Source organism: Thalassospira sp. MBR-102, from assembly GCF_040549275.1.
GTDB lineage: Bacteria > Pseudomonadota > Alphaproteobacteria > Rhodospirillales > Thalassospiraceae > Thalassospira > Thalassospira xiamenensis.
Genome location: NZ_JBEPTC010000004.1, coordinates 79,443 through 100,319 on the forward strand (window position 1 = coordinate 79,443; position 20,877 = coordinate 100,319).

At 54.1% G+C, this 20,877-nt stretch carries 18 protein-coding genes; 11 read left to right on the forward strand and 7 right to left on the reverse strand.

What is annotated here, in order from left to right:
* Positions 1-26 precede the first annotated feature (26 nt).
* The 5 genes from ABIE64_RS09160 (at position 27) to radC (ending at position 5,691) form a co-directional block, all read left to right on the forward strand.
* Entirely contained in the window at positions 27-2,144 is a 2,118-nt protein-coding gene (locus ABIE64_RS09160) for a 2Fe-2S iron-sulfur cluster-binding protein (RefSeq protein WP_354377218.1), read from the forward strand.
* A gap of 84 nt (positions 2,145-2,228) precedes the next feature.
* Positions 2,229-3,146 (forward strand): methyltransferase domain-containing protein, encoded by a 918-nt coding sequence (locus tag ABIE64_RS09165; protein WP_354377219.1) that lies wholly within the window; start codon positions 2,229-2,231, stop codon positions 3,144-3,146.
* Between the two features lie 50 nt (positions 3,147-3,196).
* On the forward strand, positions 3,197-3,925 hold the full coding sequence (gene sfsA / locus ABIE64_RS09170) for a DNA/RNA nuclease SfsA (protein ID WP_354377220.1): 729 nt from the start codon (positions 3,197-3,199) through the stop codon (positions 3,923-3,925).
* Between the two features lie 97 nt (positions 3,926-4,022).
* The gene (gene map, locus ABIE64_RS09175; RefSeq protein WP_007091145.1) at positions 4,023-4,829 is read left to right on the forward strand and encodes a type I methionyl aminopeptidase; all 807 of its coding nucleotides are present in this window, start codon (positions 4,023-4,025) and stop codon (positions 4,827-4,829) included.
* Between the two features lie 28 nt (positions 4,830-4,857).
* On the forward strand, positions 4,858-5,691 hold the full coding sequence (radC, locus tag ABIE64_RS09180; RefSeq protein ID WP_354377221.1) for a RadC family protein: 834 nt from the start codon (positions 4,858-4,860) through the stop codon (positions 5,689-5,691).
* A 181-nt stretch (positions 5,692-5,872) separates the two neighbouring features.
* Here the strand turns inward: radC and ABIE64_RS09185 are convergent, their stop codons facing one another.
* Positions 5,873-6,346, reverse strand: a complete 474-nt coding sequence (locus ABIE64_RS09185; RefSeq protein WP_354377222.1) for an AtaL-like protein — start codon at positions 6,344-6,346, stop codon at positions 5,873-5,875.
* A 40-nt stretch (positions 6,347-6,386) separates the two neighbouring features.
* Positions 6,387-7,250 carry an SDR family oxidoreductase gene (locus ABIE64_RS09190; RefSeq protein WP_007091148.1) on the reverse strand — a complete coding sequence of 288 codons (864 nt, stop codon included), beginning with the start codon at positions 7,248-7,250 and terminating at the stop codon, positions 6,387-6,389.
* Positions 7,251-7,352: 102 nt separating this feature from the next.
* On the opposite strand from ABIE64_RS09190, the gene ABIE64_RS09195 reads away from it, so the two are divergent.
* Entirely contained in the window at positions 7,353-8,246 is an 894-nt protein-coding gene (locus ABIE64_RS09195; protein WP_007091149.1) for a LysR family transcriptional regulator, read from the forward strand.
* Between the two features lie 143 nt (positions 8,247-8,389).
* On the opposite strand, the gene ABIE64_RS09200 is transcribed toward ABIE64_RS09195, so the two are convergent.
* The 4 genes from ABIE64_RS09200 to ABIE64_RS09215 all read right to left on the reverse strand — a co-directional run bounded on the left by ABIE64_RS09200 (position 8,390) and on the right by ABIE64_RS09215 (position 13,087).
* Positions 8,390-9,244 (reverse strand): MipA/OmpV family protein, encoded by an 855-nt coding sequence (locus tag ABIE64_RS09200; protein ID WP_007091150.1) that lies wholly within the window; start codon positions 9,242-9,244, stop codon positions 8,390-8,392.
* 129 nt (positions 9,245-9,373) lie between these two features.
* A complete protein-coding gene (locus tag ABIE64_RS09205) occupies positions 9,374-10,567 on the reverse strand; it encodes an AraC family transcriptional regulator (RefSeq protein WP_354377223.1) in 1,194 nt (397 codons plus the stop codon).
* Positions 10,568-10,608: 41 nt separating this feature from the next.
* Positions 10,609-11,832: an AraC family transcriptional regulator gene (locus tag ABIE64_RS09210; protein ID WP_354377224.1), complete on the reverse strand. Its 1,224-nt coding sequence runs from the start codon at positions 11,830-11,832 to the stop codon at positions 10,609-10,611.
* A gap of 28 nt (positions 11,833-11,860) precedes the next feature.
* Positions 11,861-13,087, reverse strand: coding sequence for an AraC family transcriptional regulator (locus ABIE64_RS09215; protein WP_354377225.1), 1,227 nt, complete (start codon positions 13,085-13,087; stop codon positions 11,861-11,863).
* A gap of 595 nt (positions 13,088-13,682) precedes the next feature.
* Between ABIE64_RS09215 and ABIE64_RS09220 the strand changes: the two genes are divergently transcribed.
* From ABIE64_RS09220 to ABIE64_RS09240, 5 genes are all read left to right on the forward strand, one after another.
* A complete protein-coding gene (locus ABIE64_RS09220) occupies positions 13,683-15,317 on the forward strand; it encodes a peptide ABC transporter substrate-binding protein (RefSeq protein WP_354377226.1) in 1,635 nt (544 codons plus the stop codon).
* Between the two features lie 78 nt (positions 15,318-15,395).
* Positions 15,396-16,319: an oligopeptide ABC transporter permease OppB gene (oppB, locus tag ABIE64_RS09225; RefSeq protein ID WP_354377227.1), complete on the forward strand. Its 924-nt coding sequence runs from the start codon at positions 15,396-15,398 to the stop codon at positions 16,317-16,319.
* Between the two features lie 26 nt (positions 16,320-16,345).
* Entirely contained in the window at positions 16,346-17,227 is an 882-nt protein-coding gene (locus ABIE64_RS09230) for an ABC transporter permease subunit (RefSeq protein ID WP_051682242.1), read from the forward strand.
* Positions 17,228-17,231: 4 nt separating this feature from the next.
* On the forward strand, positions 17,232-18,203 hold the full coding sequence (locus ABIE64_RS09235) for an ABC transporter ATP-binding protein (protein WP_354377228.1): 972 nt from the start codon (positions 17,232-17,234) through the stop codon (positions 18,201-18,203).
* Entirely contained in the window at positions 18,200-19,204 is a 1,005-nt protein-coding gene (locus ABIE64_RS09240) for an ABC transporter ATP-binding protein (protein WP_085643804.1), read from the forward strand. The genes ABIE64_RS09235 and ABIE64_RS09240 overlap by 4 nt, the downstream gene beginning before the upstream one ends.
* Positions 19,205-19,278: 74 nt before the next feature.
* Here ABIE64_RS09240 and ABIE64_RS09245 read toward each other — a convergent pair whose 3' ends face one another.
* Positions 19,279-20,832: a trypsin-like peptidase domain-containing protein gene (locus ABIE64_RS09245; RefSeq protein WP_354377229.1), complete on the reverse strand. Its 1,554-nt coding sequence runs from the start codon at positions 20,830-20,832 to the stop codon at positions 19,279-19,281.
* Positions 20,833-20,877 lie beyond the last annotated feature (45 nt).

Genomic DNA, 20,877 nt, shown 5'->3' on the forward strand with positions numbered 1-20,877 from the left:
TTACTTTTGTCGCGAAGGAAACTGCCATGAACACGCCCATTACGTCACCTGCCCCCGTAAAATTCACCCCGTCTGGCACCGACACCAACGGTCCGTGGCACGAGGGCGAAATCCAATTGCAGAAGCTGGTCGGGGTCGATGAACGTATGGCCGAAGTTGGCAAACGTGTCCTGCGCGACCACCTGATCGACCAGCATCGCCAGTTTTACCCCCAACTGCCCTTTGCAGTATTTGGTGCGGTTGATGACAATGGCGATGTCTGGGCAACCCTTCGCGCCAACCACCCCGGCTTTCTGCATGCCCCCGATCCCTATCAGCTTGCCGTCGACATCCCCCGGGATCCGACCGATCCGGCCGATGCCGGGATGGATGACGGCAAGGCCATCGGCATGATCGGGATAGAATTGCACACAAGACGCCGCAACCGCCTGAATGGCACCATCGAGCGCTCATCTGATGATGGTTTCGCGATCCGCGTCGGGCACAGCTATGGCAACTGCCCGCAATATATCCATCTGCGCGATTTCGAATTCGTCCGCGATCCACTTTCGTCTCAAACCGGTTCGCATGCGGATTTGGAAAGCACGTTGAATGATAAAGCGCGCGCGATGATTTCCGAGGCTGACACCTTCTTTGTCGCAACCTATGTTGATCGTCCGGGCGAAAAGCGCGAGGTCGATGTTTCACACCGTGGCGGCAAACCCGGATTTGTTCGCATTGATGACGATGGTAGCCTGACCATTCCCGATTTTGCCGGAAACCTGTTTTTCAATACGCTGGGTAATATCCTCGCCAATCCCAAGGCTGGCCTTGTTTTTACCGATTTTGCCACGGGCGATGTCCTGCAGATCACGGGCGATGCCGACGTCATCATCGACGGGCCGGAAATTGCCGCCTTTCAGGGGGCAGAACGTTTGTGGCGGGTTTTCCCGCGTAAGGTTGTGTTGCGCAAAGCCACCCTTCCGATCCGCTGGCGCGATCAAATCGACGGGGCATCCCCCAACAGCCTTCTGACCGGCGACTGGGAAACGGCGGAACGTAAAATTGCGGCCATGCAGAACGCGATTATTTGGAAAAATTTCAAAATCGCGCGGATTGTGAAAGAAAACAGAATAATCAAATCCTTCCATCTCGAACCGCTCGACGGAACTGGAACCCTGCCTTACAAGGCCGGGCAGCATCTGCCGATCCGGGTCACGGTGCCCGGCCATGACAAACCACTGATCCGCACCTACACACTTTCAAGCGGCCCGTCGGACAATCGCTATCGCATCAGTGTGAAGCGCGAAGGCTTGGTTTCAAGCCACTTGCACGACCATCTTGCCGAGGGCGATGTGATCGAGGCCCGTGCGCCTGCAGGCGATTTTTCAATCGACGCCCATGTCAAACGCCCGGCAGTTCTGATTGCGGGTGGGATCGGTATCACACCGATGATCTCGATGTTGCGCCATATCGTTTATGAGGGGCTCCGCACCCGCGGCTTCCGGCCGACATGGCTGTTTTATGCGGCGCGAACCCTTGAAGACCGGGCGTTTGATGACGAGCTGGTCGAACTGGTCAAAGCAGCCCAAGGCAGCATTCGCCTTGTCCGCGTGCTTGCTGATCCGACCGACGCCGAACCGCGCAAGGATTACGAAGCATCCGGGCATATCGATATGGATTTGCTGCGCTCCCTGCTGCCGTTTGACGATTTCGATTTTTATCTGTGCGGTCCGCCACCTTTTATGCAGGCGATATATGACGGTTTGCGCGGCCTTAACATTACCGATACCCGCATCCATGCCGAGGCCTTCGGCCCCGCATCGCTGCAACGCAGCCACGACAGCCAGCCCGATCTGCCTGAACTGGCACCGGCGAGCAGCACGGATACAAAAGTTGATTTTTCAGGTTCGGACAAAAGTGCGATCTGGAAGCCAGATGATGGCAAAACCTTGCTGGAACTGGCCGAAGATGCCGGATTGGCACCAGAGGCAAGCTGCCGCGGTGGGAATTGCGGCACCTGCCGGACTAAAATCCTGCAAGGGAACGTCACCTATAAAACCCGGCCCTCGGCTAAAACCGCCCAGGACGAGGCATTGATCTGCTGTGCGGTACCTGCGGCTGCGGAAGATGGTAGCGATGAATCGCTTGTTCTGGCGCTTTGATCCGGTCTTGGATTGCAAGGGAGGGCGCGACGTTCTATCTAGGTCGTAACTTTTAAAACGACTTTTGACGGAGCTTCCCGCCTCATGGCCGATCCGATCACCGTTTTTGATCGCCACATCCTGAAACTGCGCCGCGACCGCGCGGCAAAACGTGCCAGCGAGTTCAATTTCCTGTTTGCCGAAACTGCCGAACGCCTTGCCGACCGGCTTGACGACACCACGCGCAAATTCCCGCTAGCGGTTGATCTTGGCTGTCACAATGGCGAGCTTGGCCAGATCATCGGTGCACGTGGCGGGATAGAAACCCTGCATCAATGCGACATTTCATATGGTTATGCGCAGTCAGCCAAAATGCGCAATGAGTGCACGACATTCGTTGCCGATGAAGAATTCCTGCCGTTTGGCGATGGGTCACTTGATCTGATCCTTTCGAACCTGTCGCTGCATTGGGTCAATGACCTGCCCGGTATGCTGCTTCAGGCACGGCGCGCGCTTAAACCCGATGGGCTGTTTCTGGCATGCCTTCTGGGCGGTGATACGCTGCGTGACCTGCGCGAGGCGCTGATGACCGCCGAGGCAGAAGAAGAAGGCGGCGTATCCCCTCGCGTATCCCCCTTTGTCGATGTTCGCGATGCAGGGTCGCTGTTACAGCGCAGCGGCTTTGCCCTGCCGGTGGTTGATAGCGACGATATCACCATCGATTATCCAGACGCCCTGAAACTGATGCGCGATCTTTCGGGGATGGGCGAAAGCAACCTTGTCGCCATCCGGTCCAAGAAATTCACCAAACGCAGCACATTGGCCCGTGCGGCGGCAATTTATCACGAACGTCACGGTCGCCCGGATGGCCGCGTTCATGTCAAATTTCAGGTGATCTACCTTACCGCCTGGGCCCCCGATGAAAGCCAGCCCAAGCCGCTTAGACGCGGTACAGGGCAGGTCAGCCTTGTTGATTTTCTGGGTGACGTCCAGGACAAGCCCGATCCGGCAAAAAGCAATTAGTCATACTTTTTGTTTTGCCGTTCAAAAGCAAACAGTTACCGGAATTTGACATGCTCCTTCCTTCTCCGCTGATTCAGGGCAAGCTGATCAAACGTTACAAACGTTTTCTGGCCGATATCGAGCTTGATAATGGCGATATGATCACCGCCCATTGCGCCAATCCGGGCGGGATGATCGGGTTGAAGGAGGCCGGGATCGATGTCTGGCTGTCGCAATCGGACAATCCGAAACGCAAACTGAAATACAGTTGGGAACTGTGCCGGGTTGGCGGTGCGATGGTTGGCATCAATACTGCCCATCCCAACACAATCGTCGAAGAAGCCATCTTGTCGGGCAAGGTGCCGGAGCTGGCCGGATATGAAACGCTGAAGCGTGAAGTCAAATATGGCAAGAATTCAAGGATCGATATCCTGCTTTCTGATCCGGAACGTGGGCTTTGCTATGTCGAAGTCAAGAATGTGCATCTTAAACGCGATGATGCTGTTCCGGGGCTGGCGGAGTTTCCCGATGCGGTTACCGCGCGCGGGGCAAAGCACCTTGACGAAATGGCCGACATGGTCGCAGAAGGTCACCGTGCCGTGATGTTCTATCTGATCCAGCGCGATGATTGCGACCGTTTTGCCTTGGCATCCGATATAGATCCGCACTATGCAGCGCGCTTTTCAGCGGCGACCAGCGCCGGGGTCGAGGCATTGGCCTATGACTGCATCATTGATGTCAAGACACCATCGGTAACCGTAAACAAGGCCGTTCCGATCCGGGACATCAGCGCAAAGTGACGGCATCCTTGCCAATTTCGCCCTGTCCGATTATGTCATTGAACTATGTTGCGACACAGTGACCATTGAATTTACTGCCGAACCAAGGAGATTTCGGGTGGCGAACGGAAAAGTAAAACTGCACGGACCCGAAGCGTTCGAAGGGATGCGCGCCGCCGGACGGCTGGCTGCGGAAGTCCTTGATTACATTACGCCCTTCGTTGTTCCGGGCGAAACGACCGGCAGGCTCGACCAATTGTGTGATGAATATATTCGCGATCATAATGCGGTTTCGGCCTGCCTTGGCTATCGCGGCTTTCCGAAATCGATTTGCACCTCGATCAACCATGTTGTCTGCCACGGGATTCCCGGCGACAAGAAACTGATGAATGGCGACATCATGAATATCGATGTCACGGTCATTCTCGATGGCTGGTATGGCGATACGTCGCGCATGTATATCGCGGGCACGCCCAAGGTCATGGCGCAGCGTCTTGTCGATGTGACGTACGAAGCATTGTGGCGCGGGATTAATGCCGTCAAGCCGGGTGCGACACTTGGCGATATCGGTCATGCGATCCAAAGCTATGCCGAAAGCGAACGTTTTTCGGTTGTACGCGATTTCTGCGGTCACGGCCTTGGTCAGGTGTTCCATGATGCGCCCAATATCCTGCATTATGGCCGCCCGGGCGAAGGGCTGGTTCTGGAACCCGGCATGATTTTCACCATCGAACCGATGATCAACCAGGGCACTTATACCTGCAAAATCCTGCCTGATGGCTGGACAGCGGTGACGCGGGACCGCAAACTGTCGGCACAGTTCGAACATTCACTTGGCGTCACCGATGACGGGTTTGAAATCTTTACCCGATCACCGGCCGGGCTTGAAAAACCACCATACGACATTAGTGCAGCCGCCGAATAAGGCCGCAAACAAAAAGGGGGAAGCGGATTTGAGCGAAACAGAAGATCGCAAGGCTGCTTCCCGTCCTGACGCATCAATAGATGTACAGATTGATGACGGCACGCGCGTCTTTTTCGATCAGACGCGCGCTGCGGTTCCGGTCGGACAAAGTACCAGTTTCCAGCCATCGCCGAGCGACGCGAAACCGCCCAAACCCCATTATCACGGCCACCGTCAACGCCTGCGCGAACGGTTCCTTAAAGGCGGGGCCAATGCGCTTGCCGATTATGAATTGCTTGAACTTCTGCTGTGTATGGCGATGCCGCGTGGCGATGTCAAACCGCTGGCAAAATCGCTGATTACGCAGTTTGGCAGCTTTGCCAATGTTCTTGCCGCACGGCCCGAAGATTTGCAAAAGGCCAAGGGGCTTGGCGATGCCGGAATTGCCGCGATCAAGGTGGCCGAGGCAAGTGCGCAATATCTGGCCCGTGAACGCGCGATGGAATTGCCCGTGATCGCCAGTTGGGAACAGCTGATTGATTACTGCCGGGTGCGTCTGGGCCATCGCAAGACCGAAGAACTGCATCTGCTGTTTCTGGACCGCAAGAACCGGTTGATTGCCGATGAATGCCATCAGACCGGCACGGTCGATCACACCCCAGTTTACCCGCGCGAAGTGATCAAGCGCGCCCTTGAATTGCACGCCAGCGCGATCATTCTGGTCCATAACCATCCCAGCGGCGATGCCACCCCATCGCGCGGCGATATAGACATGACGCGCAAGATTGTCGAGGCCGCAAAGGCGATGGAAATCACCATCCACGACCACATCATCATCAGTCAAACCGGGTATAATTCGTTCAAAACCCTTGGCCTGATTTAGCCACATGATCCAGCGGGATAAGATCGTGCTTTTGGGATAAAAGTGCAGCGCCGCCGTAAAACGAACGGAACCAGACAGAAACAGTTGGCTAAAACGGAAAATCTGGTCAGCCATTGAGAACAGCCGACCAGATATCTGTCTCTGAATTTTCAATTGTCTCAAACAATGAAGACGACCGAGGTCAAATCCTTCCTTCGGCAACCATTTCACGAGTACGCTTCAATGTAGACATCAGGGCTGCTTTGTAGCCGTTATTGCTATCGAACTGTGCTTGCTCTGCCTGTTCTTCCGAGCCGTTAGGTTCCTTGTCGCGCAGTCCTAGGTAGCAGTAGAATTTGAGCTGAAGGTCGCCCGTTTCGTCCTCGAACAGTTCGTTGATGATCGCCCCCTCTCGCGGGCCTGTTGCCTGAAAGAAGGTGACCTTTCGTTGCGCATCCAGCGTAATGATCTCGCGCAGGTCGACACCGCCGATCGTAGCATCGCGGACGAAATGTGTTGAGCTTTCCTCTGTGACATCGCAACGGGTACAGAGGCCAGCCGGAAGAAATTGTCGCGCATCACGAGCTTTCAGCTCAAGGCCCTTCCAGACCTGTTCGCGTGTCAGTCTGGGTTGACCTTGCGGGTTAACCGGGACGGTTGCAGTCGAATATATCATGTCGATGATCCTTTTTTCGGTCGGGTTGGAATGAGGGCGATCAGTCAACGATCTGCGCGACATAATCACGATAGGAGCGCAACGGACGGCCAAGCATCGACGTCAACCGGTCGACGTCGCCAGCATCCGGAAGCATGCCATCGGTCAGGAAACGCTCCGCCATCAGTCGCATATCAAAGGCCATCCAGCCTGGCATGAACTGACGCAGGTTCTGTTCAAACCCAGCAGTATCGTTGCCGGGAAAGGTGATTGGGCGGCCAAGGACATCGCCCCAAATCGTGGCCGCATCCTTGCCGGTCAGCGTATCCGGACCAACAAGGTTGATGCGATTGATCGGCAGCGGTATTGCCGATTGTTCACGGCGGATCAGTTCGAGCGCAGCAATTTCGCCGACGTCACGTGCATCAATCATTGCAAGTCCCTTTTCACCAATCGGCATCGGATAGATGCCAAAGTTGGTGACGACGTCCATGATCGTAATTTCGTTATCCATGTAATAAGCTGGGCGCAAAATGGTGGCACCAAGACCCATTTGTTCGATCATCCTCTCAACACCGAACTTGCCCGCGAAATGCGGCACGTTGACATAGATATCGCTGTGGATCACCGACAGATATACGATCCGCTCGATCCCGGCCTCACGGGCAAGGTTAAGCGTAATCAGCGCCTGCGTGTATTCGTCGGCAACAACCCCGTTCAGCAGAAACAGGGTCGAGACACCGGACAGGGCGCGCCGCAGTAAATCGACATCACGCATATCGCCCTGAACGACTTCCACGTCGTTCGGGAAACTGGCCTTGGACGGGTCACGGACCAATGCACGCACATCTGCACCGCGTTTCAGAAGTTGTTCGACAACATTGCTTCCGACATTGCCGGTCGCGCCGGTTACCAGAATGGTCATGGTTTTTCTCCTTGGTTGAGCAATTTGACTGCCCCAATTTAATGATCCACATTCACGGCAATAGACGTTATATTTAGACAGACTGTCTCGCTGGTGGAACACATGGACCTTCTTGCCCTTGCCGACTTCAATCTGGTCGCCCGACACGGTGGGTTTGGGAAAGCGTCGCGCGCCACAGGCCGCCCGAAAGCGACACTGTCACGCCGCGTGGCAGAGCTGGAGGCAAGCCTTGAGCTGCGTTTGTTCGAACGCAGTGCTCGACTTCTCAAACTGACCGAAGAAGGAAGGACGCTGTTCGAGCGGACGAGCCAGTTGTTCACTGAACTCGACGAGACGACTGCGGCAATTGCCTCTGGCGGACGCGAACCGAGGGGGAAACTTCGGATCAGTGCACCTTTGCTGTTTTCGCAGACTGCGATGGGGAAACTGGCTGCGGACTTCGCCCTCAAATACCCGAAGGTCCGACTTGAGGTCACGACCGAAGATCGCCCGGTCGATATGATTGAGGAAGCCTATGATCTGGTAATAAGGGTTAACCCGGAACCTGATGAAAGCCTTGTCGGTCGTGTGTTCCTGCGTGATCGACTGGTGATCGTTGCTAATCCGGGCCTGACGCCACCGATGGATGGCTCCTCTGTCCCGGCTGTTGTACGGGGGCAAGTCCGCCAAGACGAAAGCTGGAATGTGAAAACATCAACCAGCCAGTCAAAGATCGCGGTCAATCCGGTCCTGAGCCTCTCATCGCTCGTCATGGTTCGGGACGCCGTACGCAAAGGAGTTGGCGCGGGACGACTTCCGGTGTCGCTTGTGTGTCATGATCTTGCCGATGGTACGCTGGTGCATTGGGGCGATGTGGACGGGCCTGAAATTACCTTATGGGCGCTCTATCCGTCACGCCGCTTGCTAAGCGCACGCGTCTCGGCGTTCCTAGACTTTCTAAGGGATGCTTTTCCCAAAGGAACTCCGGACGAGTTGGCGGCCTATGTGGGAAGATGAAAGCCATATAGCTTGGCTTCCATGCCTGCTGTCCGATTGAAAAGAGCACAGAAAAGGCGAGTCGGCCCACTGGACGTGACCGACCCGCCAGAAACCGGCCGCCTGAATTTGGGGGGCAGGAGACCGGTGCCTGAACCCAAAGGTCAGAAGTTGTAAACCAGACCCAGACCGATGCTGTAAACATAGTCATCATCAATCAACGGGCTGTCAGTATAGCTGTCAGGCAGCAATTCCACCCCACCGGTTCCAAGCAGAACGATACTTTCGGTAATCGGATAGGTCACAGAAACGTCAAGATGCGGGATAAAGGCAGCATCCGCGTCATAGACGGCCCGGTCACTTCTGACTTCGGTGCCGCTGACACCGACATGGTAGTTTGCCAGCTTATCGCTTTGCCAGCGTACCCCGCCACCCCAGTCGAATGTTACATTCTGCAGATCCATCGGGATGGTATAGGTGAGGTCAAGTTCATGACCGTCATGGGCGTCATTCAGATCAGTCAGGTAATAGGCCCCGACTTCCCCGCGCCACAGGCGGCTGGTGAAACCGATCCCGGCCTCATAGGCCATATCGCGCTCTTTCATGCCACGCAGATATTCACTATCGCCATTTTCAAACGGCTTCATGCGAAGCGCACCAAGTACGTCAAGACTGGCGAATTCATTTTGCCATGCGGTGACAGATATCCCGTCGGTCCCGATATGCAGCCGATCCGCATCATAGGCCAAAAGCGGCAAAGGATCTAAATCGACGCTGTCCGCACCACGATAAGGATTGCTTTCAACCTGGCCATATGCCCCGAACTGCCATACCCCACCAAGCCAGGGATCAGCAGCTTCATCTTGTTTGGGGTTAACCTCTTCGCGCAGGACGTCCCTTGTACCTTGCTGCGCATTGGCCGACGTACTGATGACGAGCATAAGCGCACTTGCACACAATCCGGCCCCCAACAGGATCAAACCGTTCCCGACCAGATTTGAAACTTTATAAAAATTCATTTTGTCCGATCACCCTTGTATCAGTTTTGGTGACCCGACAATGCAGTGTTGTTCTGTGTCTGGCGTCCGGCTCTGTATCTTCGAACCTGATCTAAGCGATCAAAAGGTACGAATGCGCATTCGGACGCGTTAAGTATTTGTATTTAATGAATTCTCATCCCGGTACGCACTGGGCGTTTTGCCGATGATTTTCTTGAAGGCCAGATTGAAAGTCGATTTAGAATTAAACCCGACACTGATGGCGATATCGAGGATCGTGCGATCCGGTTCCTCGATCAGAAGACGGGATGCTTCGTTTGTGCGGGTCTCGTTGACAAAATCAAAAAAGCTTTTGCCAAGATGCTGGTTCAGCACATAGGAAAGCTGATTGGGTGTCACCCCAACAGCATTCGCGAGCTTTGGCATGGTCAGAAGCGGATCAAACATCAGCTCGCGTGCCGCCACGATGCGGTCCAGTTTTGCCCCTATTCGGCTGACATCTTCGGGATCAACCACATTGCGCGCCAGACCGGGTCTGGGCCTTTTTCCATCACTCTCGCCGGTGTTTTCAACCTCGTCGCGTTCAGGCTGTACGAACAATGCCGGATTGGCGGCAATAACGTGACACATCCGAAAGAACACCAGAACAAAGGTCGCCTTCACACACAGAACCAGCCATTCACTGCGTGAAACGATGGTATCGAAAAGACTGATCAGCGTGAAAAGGGTGAAAATCACACTCAACCCGACGAGCAGTTCAAGAATCCAGCGCCTTAGCCCTTTCTGATCGACTTCAAGCTGCCGATGGGCATCTTTCAAATACCGGACCGCAACATGCCAGATCCGGAACATATAGATCGCAAATTGCAGACAGAAGATCGCGATCAACATCATCAGCAGCAGATTAAAGACGTTGCCCTGACTGAAATCGAGATTGATGCGGACGTCGGAAACAGCCGTGTCCGACCGCGAAAGACTGGCATGCAGCAGAAAAACGACCCAGACCATGACTGCCGACACCGGAAGCATGATTGCAAAATGCCATGCCGGTTTTGCGGATGGATTGCCTGATATCTCCCGGAAATAAAGATAGATTGCCGGAATGAAGGCGAAAAAGAAGGGTGTAACAAGCGGTGTCAGATACAGGTTCACAAGTGGCGGGACGATGGTATCGACGATATCGTCGACAAAGCCCATTCCAACGGCCACCGCAAACATCATCAGCCAGCGATTTGCTCGAAATGCGCGTTTTCCCTCGCCCTGCAAAAGAATAATCAGAAAAACGGCCTGAACCGCGCCAAGTGCCGCAATCAGCAGCAGCAGCAAATCGATTGTTTCAAACATTCATGTGCCCGTCATTTGCGACGATAAAGATTACAGCAGCGCTAAAGTACGGGGTTACGCCGCGACAGGGTCTCCGATCGGTAAACACTTGGCGTTTTGCCGGTGATTTTCTTAAAAGCCAGATTGAAGGTGGATTTGGAATTAAAACCAACACTGGTTGCGATATCAAGGATGGTGCGATCCGGCTCGTTTACCAAAAGGCGGGATGCCTCGCCGGTTCGGACTTCGTTGATGAAGTCAAAGAAGCTTTTGCCAAGATGCTGGTTCAGCACATAGGAAAGCTGGTTAGAGGTTGCACCGACTGCATTTGCAAGCTTTGGCAGGCTGACAAGAGGATCGAAAAGCAGGTCGCTTCTGGTCCTGATGGCGTCAAGCCGTTTACAAATTCTGCTGATTTCATCGGCATCCACCAAGTTGCGAGGCGCAAACCGGGTTTGCCTCGACCCGGTTGCCGTGAAATCACGGGCATCTTCATCCATTGCCATCTCTTGCGCCCCGTCCCATTCCGCCTGAACGAACAAAGCCGGGTTGTGCGCAATCACGTGGCACATACGAAAGAATACGAGCGCGAACGCCCCCTGCACAAGGGTCGTCAGCCATTCGCTATCGGTAATGAAAATATCGACAATCGTCGTTGCGGTAAAAATCAGAAAAATCAGGCTGATGCCAGTCAGCAGTTCCGTCACCCAGCGGCGCAGAACGCGCTGATCCGCACCGAGTTGTTCACCCGCCTGCCGCAGATAGCCAATCGCAACCCGCCAGATTTTGACCATATAGCCAAACAACTGGACATAAAGCGCAATAATGATTGTCAACAGGATCGCAGCCACAGGCAAATGACTTTCAATATCGGTATCCAGTTCGAAATCGATTTCTCCGCCAATGTCGCCCGGAAGTATGCTGGTGCGCATTATGTGTACCGCGACCGCCGTCAGGATGGCGACCGGCACCAGAATGACGAAATGCACCCCCGGATAGCGCACGGGACGGTCAGCAATTTCGCGAAAATACAAGTAGATAGATGGTAAAAAGGCAAATGTGACCGGTACAAAAATAATTGCCAGATACAGAATATAAAGCGGCGAGAGGAAGACATCGCTGATGTCTTCGATAAAGCTTGCGCAGGCGGTCAGCGAGAACGCCAGCAACCAGCGATTCGCACGAAATGCGCGTTTGCCCTCGTGCCGCAACAGAAGCATCAGGAATGCGGCCTGTGCAAGGCCGACTGCAGCAATAAGCAAAAGAACGATTTCGGACGTATCCATTCTTTATCCTGATGGTCGCTGTCTGTTGTTAACCGGGGCCGACGACAGCATCCCCAACAATTCCAGGGGCGGTCGCGTGCGTATCTGCAGCAACTCGGTATTTGCTTGGTGTTGTACCGGTTACACGCCTAAACGCAAGATTGAAGGTGGATTTTGAATTGAACCCGACGGCCATGGCAATATCAAGAACCGGTCGATTTGGCTCGGCAAGAAGCAAGCGAACAGCTTCTTCGATCCGGACGGTATTGACGAATTCAAAGAAGCTTTGGCTTAGATGCCGGTTCAGGACAAAGGATAACTGATTAGGCGTTGCCCCAACCGCGCTTGCCAGTTTGGGCATCGTCAGAAGCGGATCAAACATCAAATTACGTTCGGTGCGCAGAACATCAAGGCGTTTTCGGATGCGTTCACTTTCGTCGGTATCGACCAGCGAACGTAGTGGTTCATGATCTTTGTCAGCGAGATCGGTCAGCGGGTCGACCGACAGGTGCACAACCTTTGCTGGAATGGTATTGAACGGCTGGCTTGCGACCAGAAAACTCAGCCGCATCACTATGCACAGGAACACGAAATTCATCACCGACCCCGCCCAGTAAAGGCTTTCGGTCCACCACTGAATTATCTGAATACCGGCAAAAACGACGAAGGCCAGATGCAGGCTTCTTACGACATTGCCGATCCATTGCCGCTTGGCCAGGCTTTGCTCAGTTCCCTGTTTTGTCAATTCCGTCGCAAAGGACCGGGCGGCACGCCACATCATGAGATGATAAGTGCCGACATAAACAAAAAACGCCGTCATGATGGCAACCACAAACCAGGACAGCGCCGGATCGGTTTCAAATGTCAGATGGATAGGCGCACCGGAAGAAATTTCATCGCCATATCTGGCAAAGACCGAGGCGGTCAGAATACTCGAAAAGACCATACCGACCAGAAGCGATACAAAATGCCACCAGCCGTTGGATACCCAACGCCCGGCAACAGTGCGAACATAAAGAAAGATTGCCGGACCAAGTGCAAGATAGGCGCTGAAAAGTAGCGGTTCGGTCATCAGCGCGATTTCAGTTCCGAACAGCAGAAATACCGCATCTCGAAGGAAAATCAGCGCAAAGCACAGTATGAAGATATAGAGCCAGCGATTAGCATAGAGGGCAGATGGCCCTTCTTGGCGCAAGAGCAGAATAAAGAAACCGGCCTGAGAAATACCAAGTATGGCAACCATCAGGGCCGCCAGATCAAACGGGCTTAAAGGCATCTTTCGGTCGCATTTATTGATCAAGGAAATCTGAAAAAACAACGTACGCAAAAACCCGTAGCCTGAATGACGATGTTTCTCAACGGCAATTTTTTGAATTCACGCTTGTTTCATCAAGCTGCCATGACGCGATACCGGGTTTGTATTCCTAAATCTTTTCACGCGCGAAAATGTAATCAGAGAACGCCCATTTTCGCGCCAAGATATTGAAATCGCCTGAATTGCCGAAAAATAATGCAGAAAATCACAAAGCCCGATTCGTGATCACCGAATTTGGCGGCCAACCCTTTGAATGTGAACTGTTTCACTTTTTGCGCATATAGCCGCAAGGCACGACGCGACAATCACCATTACATGCAAAACGTTTTACAGGCTAAAGTTGCAGGCTTCCCCAGCCGTAGAACAATCTGTTATTTCCGAATAACACGCAAAATAACACCACAAAACGACTGCAATCACGCAAGAAAGCACCATTTGTTTCAAATTTGTGGAATCGTGACTTGCAGATCACGCATGTCAGTCTCAGTATTTTTGCGTACGTACTTTCAGGGAGTACGTCGACAACAAAGCAAAATAGATGAGGGAGACATTACAGATGTCACAAAACGCGAAGACCGCAAATGGTCTCGTGAAGGGATTGCTTAATTCCTCGCGGGCCTTTGTGCTGGGCACGGCATTGCTTGCCGGTTCCATGACCATGCTGTCCACCACACATGCACAGGCTGAAAAAATCCTGCGCGTCGGCAATGATGGCGAACCGCAATCAATGGACCCGCATTTCATTTCGACGGTTCAGACCAGCCGCCTGTCGGATGATATGTTTCTGGGTCTTCTGACATATGGCCCGGATGGTGAACCGGTGCCAGGTGCCGCTGAAAGCTGGACCGTTTCTGACGACGGCATGACCTATACCTTTAAAATTCGCGATCACAACTGGTCGGACGGCGTGCCGGTAACTGCCGGTGATTTTGTCGCGGGCTGGAACCGCCTGCTTGACCCGGCGACCGGTGCGGAATACGCATCCCTGCTTTATATCATCGAGGGTGCCGAGGCTGTTAACAGTGGCAAGGAAGGCGCGAAACTCGCGGCCACCGCCCTGGATGACAAAACCCTGCAGGTCAAACTGACCGCGCCAGCCCCTTATTTCCTGGCACAACTTACCCACCAGACCGCCTTCCCGATCCCGCAGCATGCGATTGCCAAATTTGGCAAAGACTGGGTGAAACCGGAAAATACCGTGGTGAACGGTCCGTACAAACTGACCGAATGGCTGCCGAACGTTCATTCCAAACTTGAAAAGAACGCGGAATTCTATGACGCCGCCAATGTGCCGATCGACGAGGTGATCTATTACACCTATGAAGATCGCACCGCGATGCAGAACCGTTTCCGTGCAGGCGAACTTGACGTCGCACGCGACATCGCGTCCGAACAGATTTCCTGGCTGCGCGATAACCTTGCCGATAGCCTGCGCATCGCACCGTATGCCGGTATTTATTACTATGCGATCCGTACCGACAAGGACATGTTCAAGGATGTCCGTGTCCGCAAAGCCCTGTCGATGGCGATCAACCGCGAAGCCATTACGGACTCGGTTCTGAAAACCGGTGAACTTCCGGCCTATTCCTTTGTCCCGCCCGGAACCGGTAATTACGGCGAGCCAGCATACATTTCGTGGAAAGACCTTTCCTATAATGAAAAGCTCGAAGAAGCCAAAAAGCTTCTGGCCGAGGCCGGTTATGGCCCTGACAATCCGCTTAAATTCACCCTGCGCTACAACACGTCTGAAAACCACAAGCGCATCGCGATTGCGGCCCAGAACATGTGGAAGCAGATCGGCGTTCAGGCCGAGCTGTTCAACACCGAAGGCAAAATCCACTATGCCGATCTGAAGGTCGGTAACTTTGAAGTGGCACGTGCGGGCTGGATTGCCGATTACAACGACGCGCAGAACTTCCTGTTCCTCGGCGAAGAACGGACCGGGCCGCTGAACTACGCGGCTTTTGACAACCCGCGTTACAACGAACTGATGCTGGAAGCCGAAAAGGAAGGCGACCTTAAAAAGCGTGCCAGCCTGATGAAGCAGGCCGAAGCCATCATGATGGAAGCACAGCCTTACATCCCGATTTACTACTATGTCTCGAAACAACTCGTCTCACCGAAGATCGAAGGCTGGATCGATAACGCCCCGGATCGCCACCTGACCCGCTGGCTCGACATCAAAGAGTAAACGCCGGAGACTTTACCGCAGGTCCGGATCACGGACCTGCGGCAACTCATCGGCCCCCAATGGGGATGAGAGAGAATTATGTTATCTTACGCCATCCGGCGCCTGATGATCGCGATCCCAACGCTGTTCATCGTGATCACGGTTGCCTTTTTCATGATGCGCATTGCACCAGGCGGACCGTTCGATCAGGAACGTGCCCTGCCCCCGGAAATCGAAAAAAACATCAAGGCCGCCTATGACCTTGATAAGCCGCTGCTTGAACAATACACGATCTATATCGGCAAAATCCTGCGTGGTGACTTTGGCCCGTCGATCAAAATTCGCGATTTTTCCGTCGCGGAACTGATCATGGCTGGTGCCCCGGCATCGATGCAGCTTGGCCTGTCGGCGATCTTTCTGGCGCTGATATTCGGGGTTGGCTTTGGCACCTATGCCGCCCTTCGACAGAACAGTGCGGTTGATTTTGCCGTAATGGGCGTTGCCATGGTCGGCATTGCCATCCCGAACTTTGTCATGGCGCCGCTTCTGTCGCTGGTGTTTGGCCTGTATCTTTCGATCCTGCCAACGGCAGGTTGGGGAGACGGCGAAATTCAATACAAGATATTGCCTATCATCGCCCTTGCCCTGCCACAAGTCGCCTATATCGCGCGCCTGACGCGCGGGTCGATGGTCGAAGTCCTCCATTCCAATTACATCCGCACTGCACGCGCCAAAGGTTTGCGTGAAAAGCTTGTCGTCAACCGGCATGCGATCCGCGGCGCGCTTTTGCCTGTCGTATCCTATCTGGGACCGGCAACCGCGGCGGTGATGACCGGCTCTGTGGTCATCGAAACCATCTTTGGCGTGCCCGGTATCGGCACCTATTTCGTCAAGGCAGCGCTTAACCGCGACTACCCGCTGGTGATGGGTGTGGTCATTGTCTATGCGGTGATGATCATCCTTCTGAATTTCCTGGTCGACATGGTCTATGGCCTGCTCGATCCCAAGCTGAAGTCACGCTAATGATGAACAAGGATCAAAAAACAGCGATGCTTCAGGCGGCAGGCGTCGCCGGAGAGATCGAGGGTCGCAGCCTGTGGCGCGATGCCCGTATTCGCCTGTTTCGCAACAAGGCCGCCGTCGGGTCGATGATCATTCTGGCCATCATTACCCTGATGGCGATTTTCGCCCCGCTGCTCAGCCCGTTTGAATACGACCAGATCGACTGGGGCTATATCCAGGAAGGTCCGAACTGGGAAAACGGCCATATCCTTGGCACGGATGGCAATGGCCGCGATATTTTCATCCGCATTCTGTATGGCGCGCGCGTGTCGCTTGCGGTTGGTTTACTGGCAACGGCGGTGTCGCTTGTGATCGGCGTTACCTATGGCGCTGTTGCCGGCTATTTCGGCGGCCGGATCGACAATATCATGATGCGGTTTGTCGATGTGCTTTATTCCCTGCCCTTCATGTTCTTTGTGATCATGCTGATGGTGGTGTTTGGCCGGAACATTTTCCTGATTTTCGTCGCCCTTGGTGCGGTTGAATGGCTGACCATGGCACGTATTGTCCGCGGTCAGACGCTTTCGATCCGGCGGCGCGAATTTATCGAAGCCGCCCATGCCACGGGTGTTTCGAACTTCAAGATCATTTTCCGCCATGTGATTCCCAACGTTCTGGGGCCGGTCATTGTTTACATGACGCTGACCATTCCGCAGGTGATCCTGACCGAAAGTTTCCTGTCGTTCCTGGGCCTTGGTGTTCAGGAGCCGCTCACAAGCTGGGGCGTTCTGATTTCCGAAGGGGCGAAAGTGATCGAAGCAGCGACCTGGATGCTGATTTATCCGGCGATCTTCCTGGCACTGACGCTGTTCTGTTTCAACTTCATCGGCGACGGATTGCGCGACGCCCTTGATCCGAAGGACAGATAGGCACATGACAAACCATATTCTGACTGTTGAAAACCTGCGTGCCCGCTTCCAGACCCCCGACGGCGAGGTCGAGGCTGTCAACGATGTGAACTTCCATATCGATCCGGGCGAAACACTTGGCGTTGTGGGGGAGTCCGGATCGGGCAAAACCCAGATTTTCCTTGCCGTGATGGGTCTTCTTGCCAAGAACGGCAAGGCCACGGGTACGGTGCGCTACAAGGATAAGGATATCCTCAATATCCCGTCACGCCAGCTTAACAAAATCCGCGGTGTGACGATGTCGATGATCTTTCAGGATCCGATGACGTCGCTTAACCCGTTCCTCAAAATCTCCAGACAGATGACCGAGGTACTGGTGGAACATCGCGGCATGTCCGAAGGCGATGCGCTTAAACGCGCGATCAACATGCTTGATCGTGTCGGTATTCCGGGTGCGGCCCAGCGCGTGCATATGTATCCGCATGAATTTTCCGGCGGCATGCGCCAGCGCGTAATGATTGCCATGGCGTTGCTGTGCGACCCCGAAGTCCTGATTGCGGATGAACCAACCACCGCCCTTGATGTGACGGTGCAGGCACAGATCCTTGATCTGCTGCGCGATCTTAAAAAGGATTTCAATACGGCCATTGTCATGATCACCCATGATCTTGGCGTGGTGGCAGGCCTGTGTGACCGGGTGATGGTAATGTATGGCGGACGGATTGTCGAAACCGGTTCGGTGCGTGACATTTTCTATGACAGCCATCATCCCTATACCGAGGGGCTTTTGAAATCGATGCCGCGCATCGACACGGCAAGCGAGGAACACATGTTTGCCATCCCCGGACAACCGCCTAACCTGCAAAACCTGCCACAGGGTTGCGCTTATCAGGAACGCTGCGCCTATGTGATGGATCGGTGCTGTGTTTCCCGCCCAAGCCTGTTTGGCTTTGACGATGGTCGCGCCAGTGCCTGCTTCCGGGAGGACGGTCAATGAATGCGATCCGTAAAAAGAAAAACGTCCCGATCCTGTCGGTTCGTGACCTTAAGGTTCACTTTTCCCTGCCGGGCAAGGGATTTTTTGGGGCAGAACGCCAGCTTAAGGCCGTCGACGGGATCGATTTCGATCTGTATCCCGGCGAAACGCTTGGCATTGTGGGCGAATCCGGTTGTGGAAAATCGACCCTTGGCCGTGCGATCCTGCAACTGATCCCGCCGACCGACGGGCAGGTCGTGTGGCTGGGGCGGGATATTGTCGGCGCCCCCCATCGCGAAATGCAGCCGCTACGCCGGGACCTGCAGATCATTTTTCAGGACCCGCTGGCCAGCCTTAACCCGCGCATGACGATTGGCGAGATCATCGCCGAGCCGCTTGTGACCCACAAATCCGAACTGGGTAAGGACGAAATCAAGGCGCGCGTTAAACGCATGATGGCGCGCGTCGGGCTTTTGCCACAGATGATCAACCGCTATCCGCATGAATTTTCGGGTGGCCAGTGCCAGCGTATCGGCATTGCACGCGCGATGATCCTCGAACCGAAACTGATCATTTGTGACGAGCCGGTTTCAGCACTTGATGTATCGATACAGGCGCAGATCGTAAACCTGTTGCAGGAATTGCAGCGCGAATTTGATCTGTCGATGATTTTCATCAGCCACGATCTTTCGATCGTGCGCCATATCTGCCACCGCATATTGGTGCTGTATCTCGGCAATCTTATGGAGCTTGCCGACCGCGACAGCATCTATGCCAACCCAAAACATCCCTACACCAAGGCCCTGATTTCCGCAGTTCCGATCCCGGACCCCGAGATTGAACGCACCAAGGAACGCATCGTGCTGACCGGTGATTTGCCCAGCCCGATCAACCCGCCATCTGGTTGCGTGTTCCGCACCAGATGTCCGTTTGCCAAGGATGTCTGCGCGACCGATGTCCCGACCGTTGACACCGTCAACGATCACCATCAGGTGGCCTGCCATTTCCACGAACGGATGTAGGAGGGCAACCTCCCTTTGCACCACCCAAACTTAGTCGGGCCGTCTTGCGACGGCCCGTTTTTTGTTTGGATCGCTCAGTAGTCTTCAAGATCAACCATGCTCAGCGTATCGATGATCTTTGTGCGATCCTGACCATCACGTTTGAAATAGACAAGCGCATAGGGTGCGTTGCTTTCAAGCGCCTGCCCCATCACGGCTTCGAACTCCTCGGGTGTGGAAATCTCGGTATCATTGATCCGGGTAATGAAATCACCCTTTGTAAATCCAGCCTGATCGCCTTGCCCCATCTTTTCCATCCGATCAACGACAAGCCCCTTCGTGCCAACGGGTAAATCCAGTTTTTCCCATGCCTTTTCATTAGCCGGAACCAGTTCGAGGCCCATGACTTTCTTCCGACCATCATCCTTCGGCGTTTTACCAAGAATCTTGTCGCGTTCGGCCTGGCGGCGGCGGCTTTTGGCTTCGTCCATATCGCCGGGGATCATCGTAAAGCTTTTAAATCCACCATCGCGCCAGACGGTAACGGTCGTTTCACCTTTTGCCTCCGCCGCCTGCATGCGGAAATGCAGGCGCGATGTGACCGTTTCGCCATTCACCGCAACAATCACATCTCCTGCACGAATACCTGCTTGATAGGCCGGTTCGTCATCGGGGGCCCGGTGGATCAACATTCCCTCGTCATGGTCCATCCCCAAAAGCTTGCCGATGCCCGGCTTGACTTCAGAATAGGCAATCCCGAACCATCCGCGTTTGATTTCACCATCTTTGACAAGCAGATCAATGATCCCCTGCGCATGTTCAGCCGGGATGGAGAAGGCCAGTCCCTCGTTCCCGCCAGAGCGGGTATAAAGCGCGGAGTTAACGCCAACGACCTTGCCATCCATCGACAGAAGCGGCCCGCCGGAATTGCCCTTGTTTACCGCGGTATCGGTTTGCAAATACGGGTTATATTCCCCTTTGGATAGCTGGCGCTGCTTGCCCGAAATCACCCCGGTGGTCAGACTTTGATCAAAGCCATAGGGATAACCAAGCGCAAAAACCGGATCGCCGATACGGATCGCATGCGAGTTGCCCCATGAAAGCGGCTTAACATTTTCAGGCATTTCAACACGAAGGACGGCGAGGTCGGTCAGAAAATCCTTCCCTACCAGATCAGCACGAACACGACGGCCATCTTTCAAAACAACGACAAAACGCGCACCATCGCGGACCACATGCTCGTTGGTAACAATCAGGCCGTCATCGGTAATGAAAAAACCAGTCCCGGTCGACGCATTGCGCTTCTTTTTCTGCCAGTCGTATTTGGGTTCATCGCCCTTTTCGCTTTCCTTGTTCTTTTCATCGCGATCATTGCGATCTTCATCCTCGTCCTGATCGCCACGTTCGTTCGGCGGCAGATAGAAATCCTCGCCGTTTTCCTTTTTCTCCCGTTCTTCGGCGACGATCTCGGCATAGCTTTTCTTAATGACATTGATGCGAACAACGCCAAGTGAAACAGCATCATAAACTTCGGCAAGGTTTTTGTCGGACAGTACCATGCTTGCCTGTTCTGCCATTGCATGAACGGGGACAAGGCTTGATGTGGCAAGCATCGCGGCAAACAGGGTCGCGGTCAGGGTTCTTTTCATATTATCGATCTCACAAGCAGGTTTGGCCGGGGCCAAGCCCCGGCA

Bases quoted from the DNA above. Each gene is read 5' to 3' on its own strand.
- ABIE64_RS09160 (WP_354377218.1), top strand. From the start codon at position 27: ATGAACACGCCCATTACGTCACCTGCCCCCGTAAAATTCACCCCGTCT.
- ABIE64_RS09165 (WP_354377219.1), top strand. From the start codon at position 2,229: ATGGCCGATCCGATCACCGTTTTTGATCGCCACATCCTGAAACTGCGC.
- sfsA (WP_354377220.1), top strand. From the start codon at position 3,197: ATGCTCCTTCCTTCTCCGCTGATTCAGGGCAAGCTGATCAAACGTTAC.
- ABIE64_RS09185 (WP_354377222.1), bottom strand. From the start codon at position 6,346: ATGATATATTCGACTGCAACCGTCCCGGTTAACCCGCAAGGTCAACCC.
- ABIE64_RS09190 (WP_007091148.1), bottom strand. From the start codon at position 7,250: ATGACCATTCTGGTAACCGGCGCGACCGGCAATGTCGGAAGCAATGTT.
- ABIE64_RS09195 (WP_007091149.1), top strand. From the start codon at position 7,353: ATGGACCTTCTTGCCCTTGCCGACTTCAATCTGGTCGCCCGACACGGT.
- ABIE64_RS09200 (WP_007091150.1), bottom strand. From the start codon at position 9,244: ATGAATTTTTATAAAGTTTCAAATCTGGTCGGGAACGGTTTGATCCTG.
- ABIE64_RS09205 (WP_354377223.1), bottom strand. From the start codon at position 10,567: ATGTTTGAAACAATCGATTTGCTGCTGCTGCTGATTGCGGCACTTGGC.
- ABIE64_RS09210 (WP_354377224.1), bottom strand. From the start codon at position 11,832: ATGGATACGTCCGAAATCGTTCTTTTGCTTATTGCTGCAGTCGGCCTT.
- ABIE64_RS09215 (WP_354377225.1), bottom strand. From the start codon at position 13,087: ATGCCTTTAAGCCCGTTTGATCTGGCGGCCCTGATGGTTGCCATACTT.
- ABIE64_RS09220 (WP_354377226.1), top strand. From the start codon at position 13,683: ATGTCACAAAACGCGAAGACCGCAAATGGTCTCGTGAAGGGATTGCTT.
- oppB (WP_354377227.1), top strand. From the start codon at position 15,396: ATGTTATCTTACGCCATCCGGCGCCTGATGATCGCGATCCCAACGCTG.
- ABIE64_RS09230 (WP_051682242.1), top strand. From the start codon at position 16,346: ATGCTTCAGGCGGCAGGCGTCGCCGGAGAGATCGAGGGTCGCAGCCTG.
- ABIE64_RS09235 (WP_354377228.1), top strand. From the start codon at position 17,232: ATGACAAACCATATTCTGACTGTTGAAAACCTGCGTGCCCGCTTCCAG.
- ABIE64_RS09240 (WP_085643804.1), top strand. From the start codon at position 18,200: ATGAATGCGATCCGTAAAAAGAAAAACGTCCCGATCCTGTCGGTTCGT.
- ABIE64_RS09245 (WP_354377229.1), bottom strand. From the start codon at position 20,832: ATGAAAAGAACCCTGACCGCGACCCTGTTTGCCGCGATGCTTGCCACA.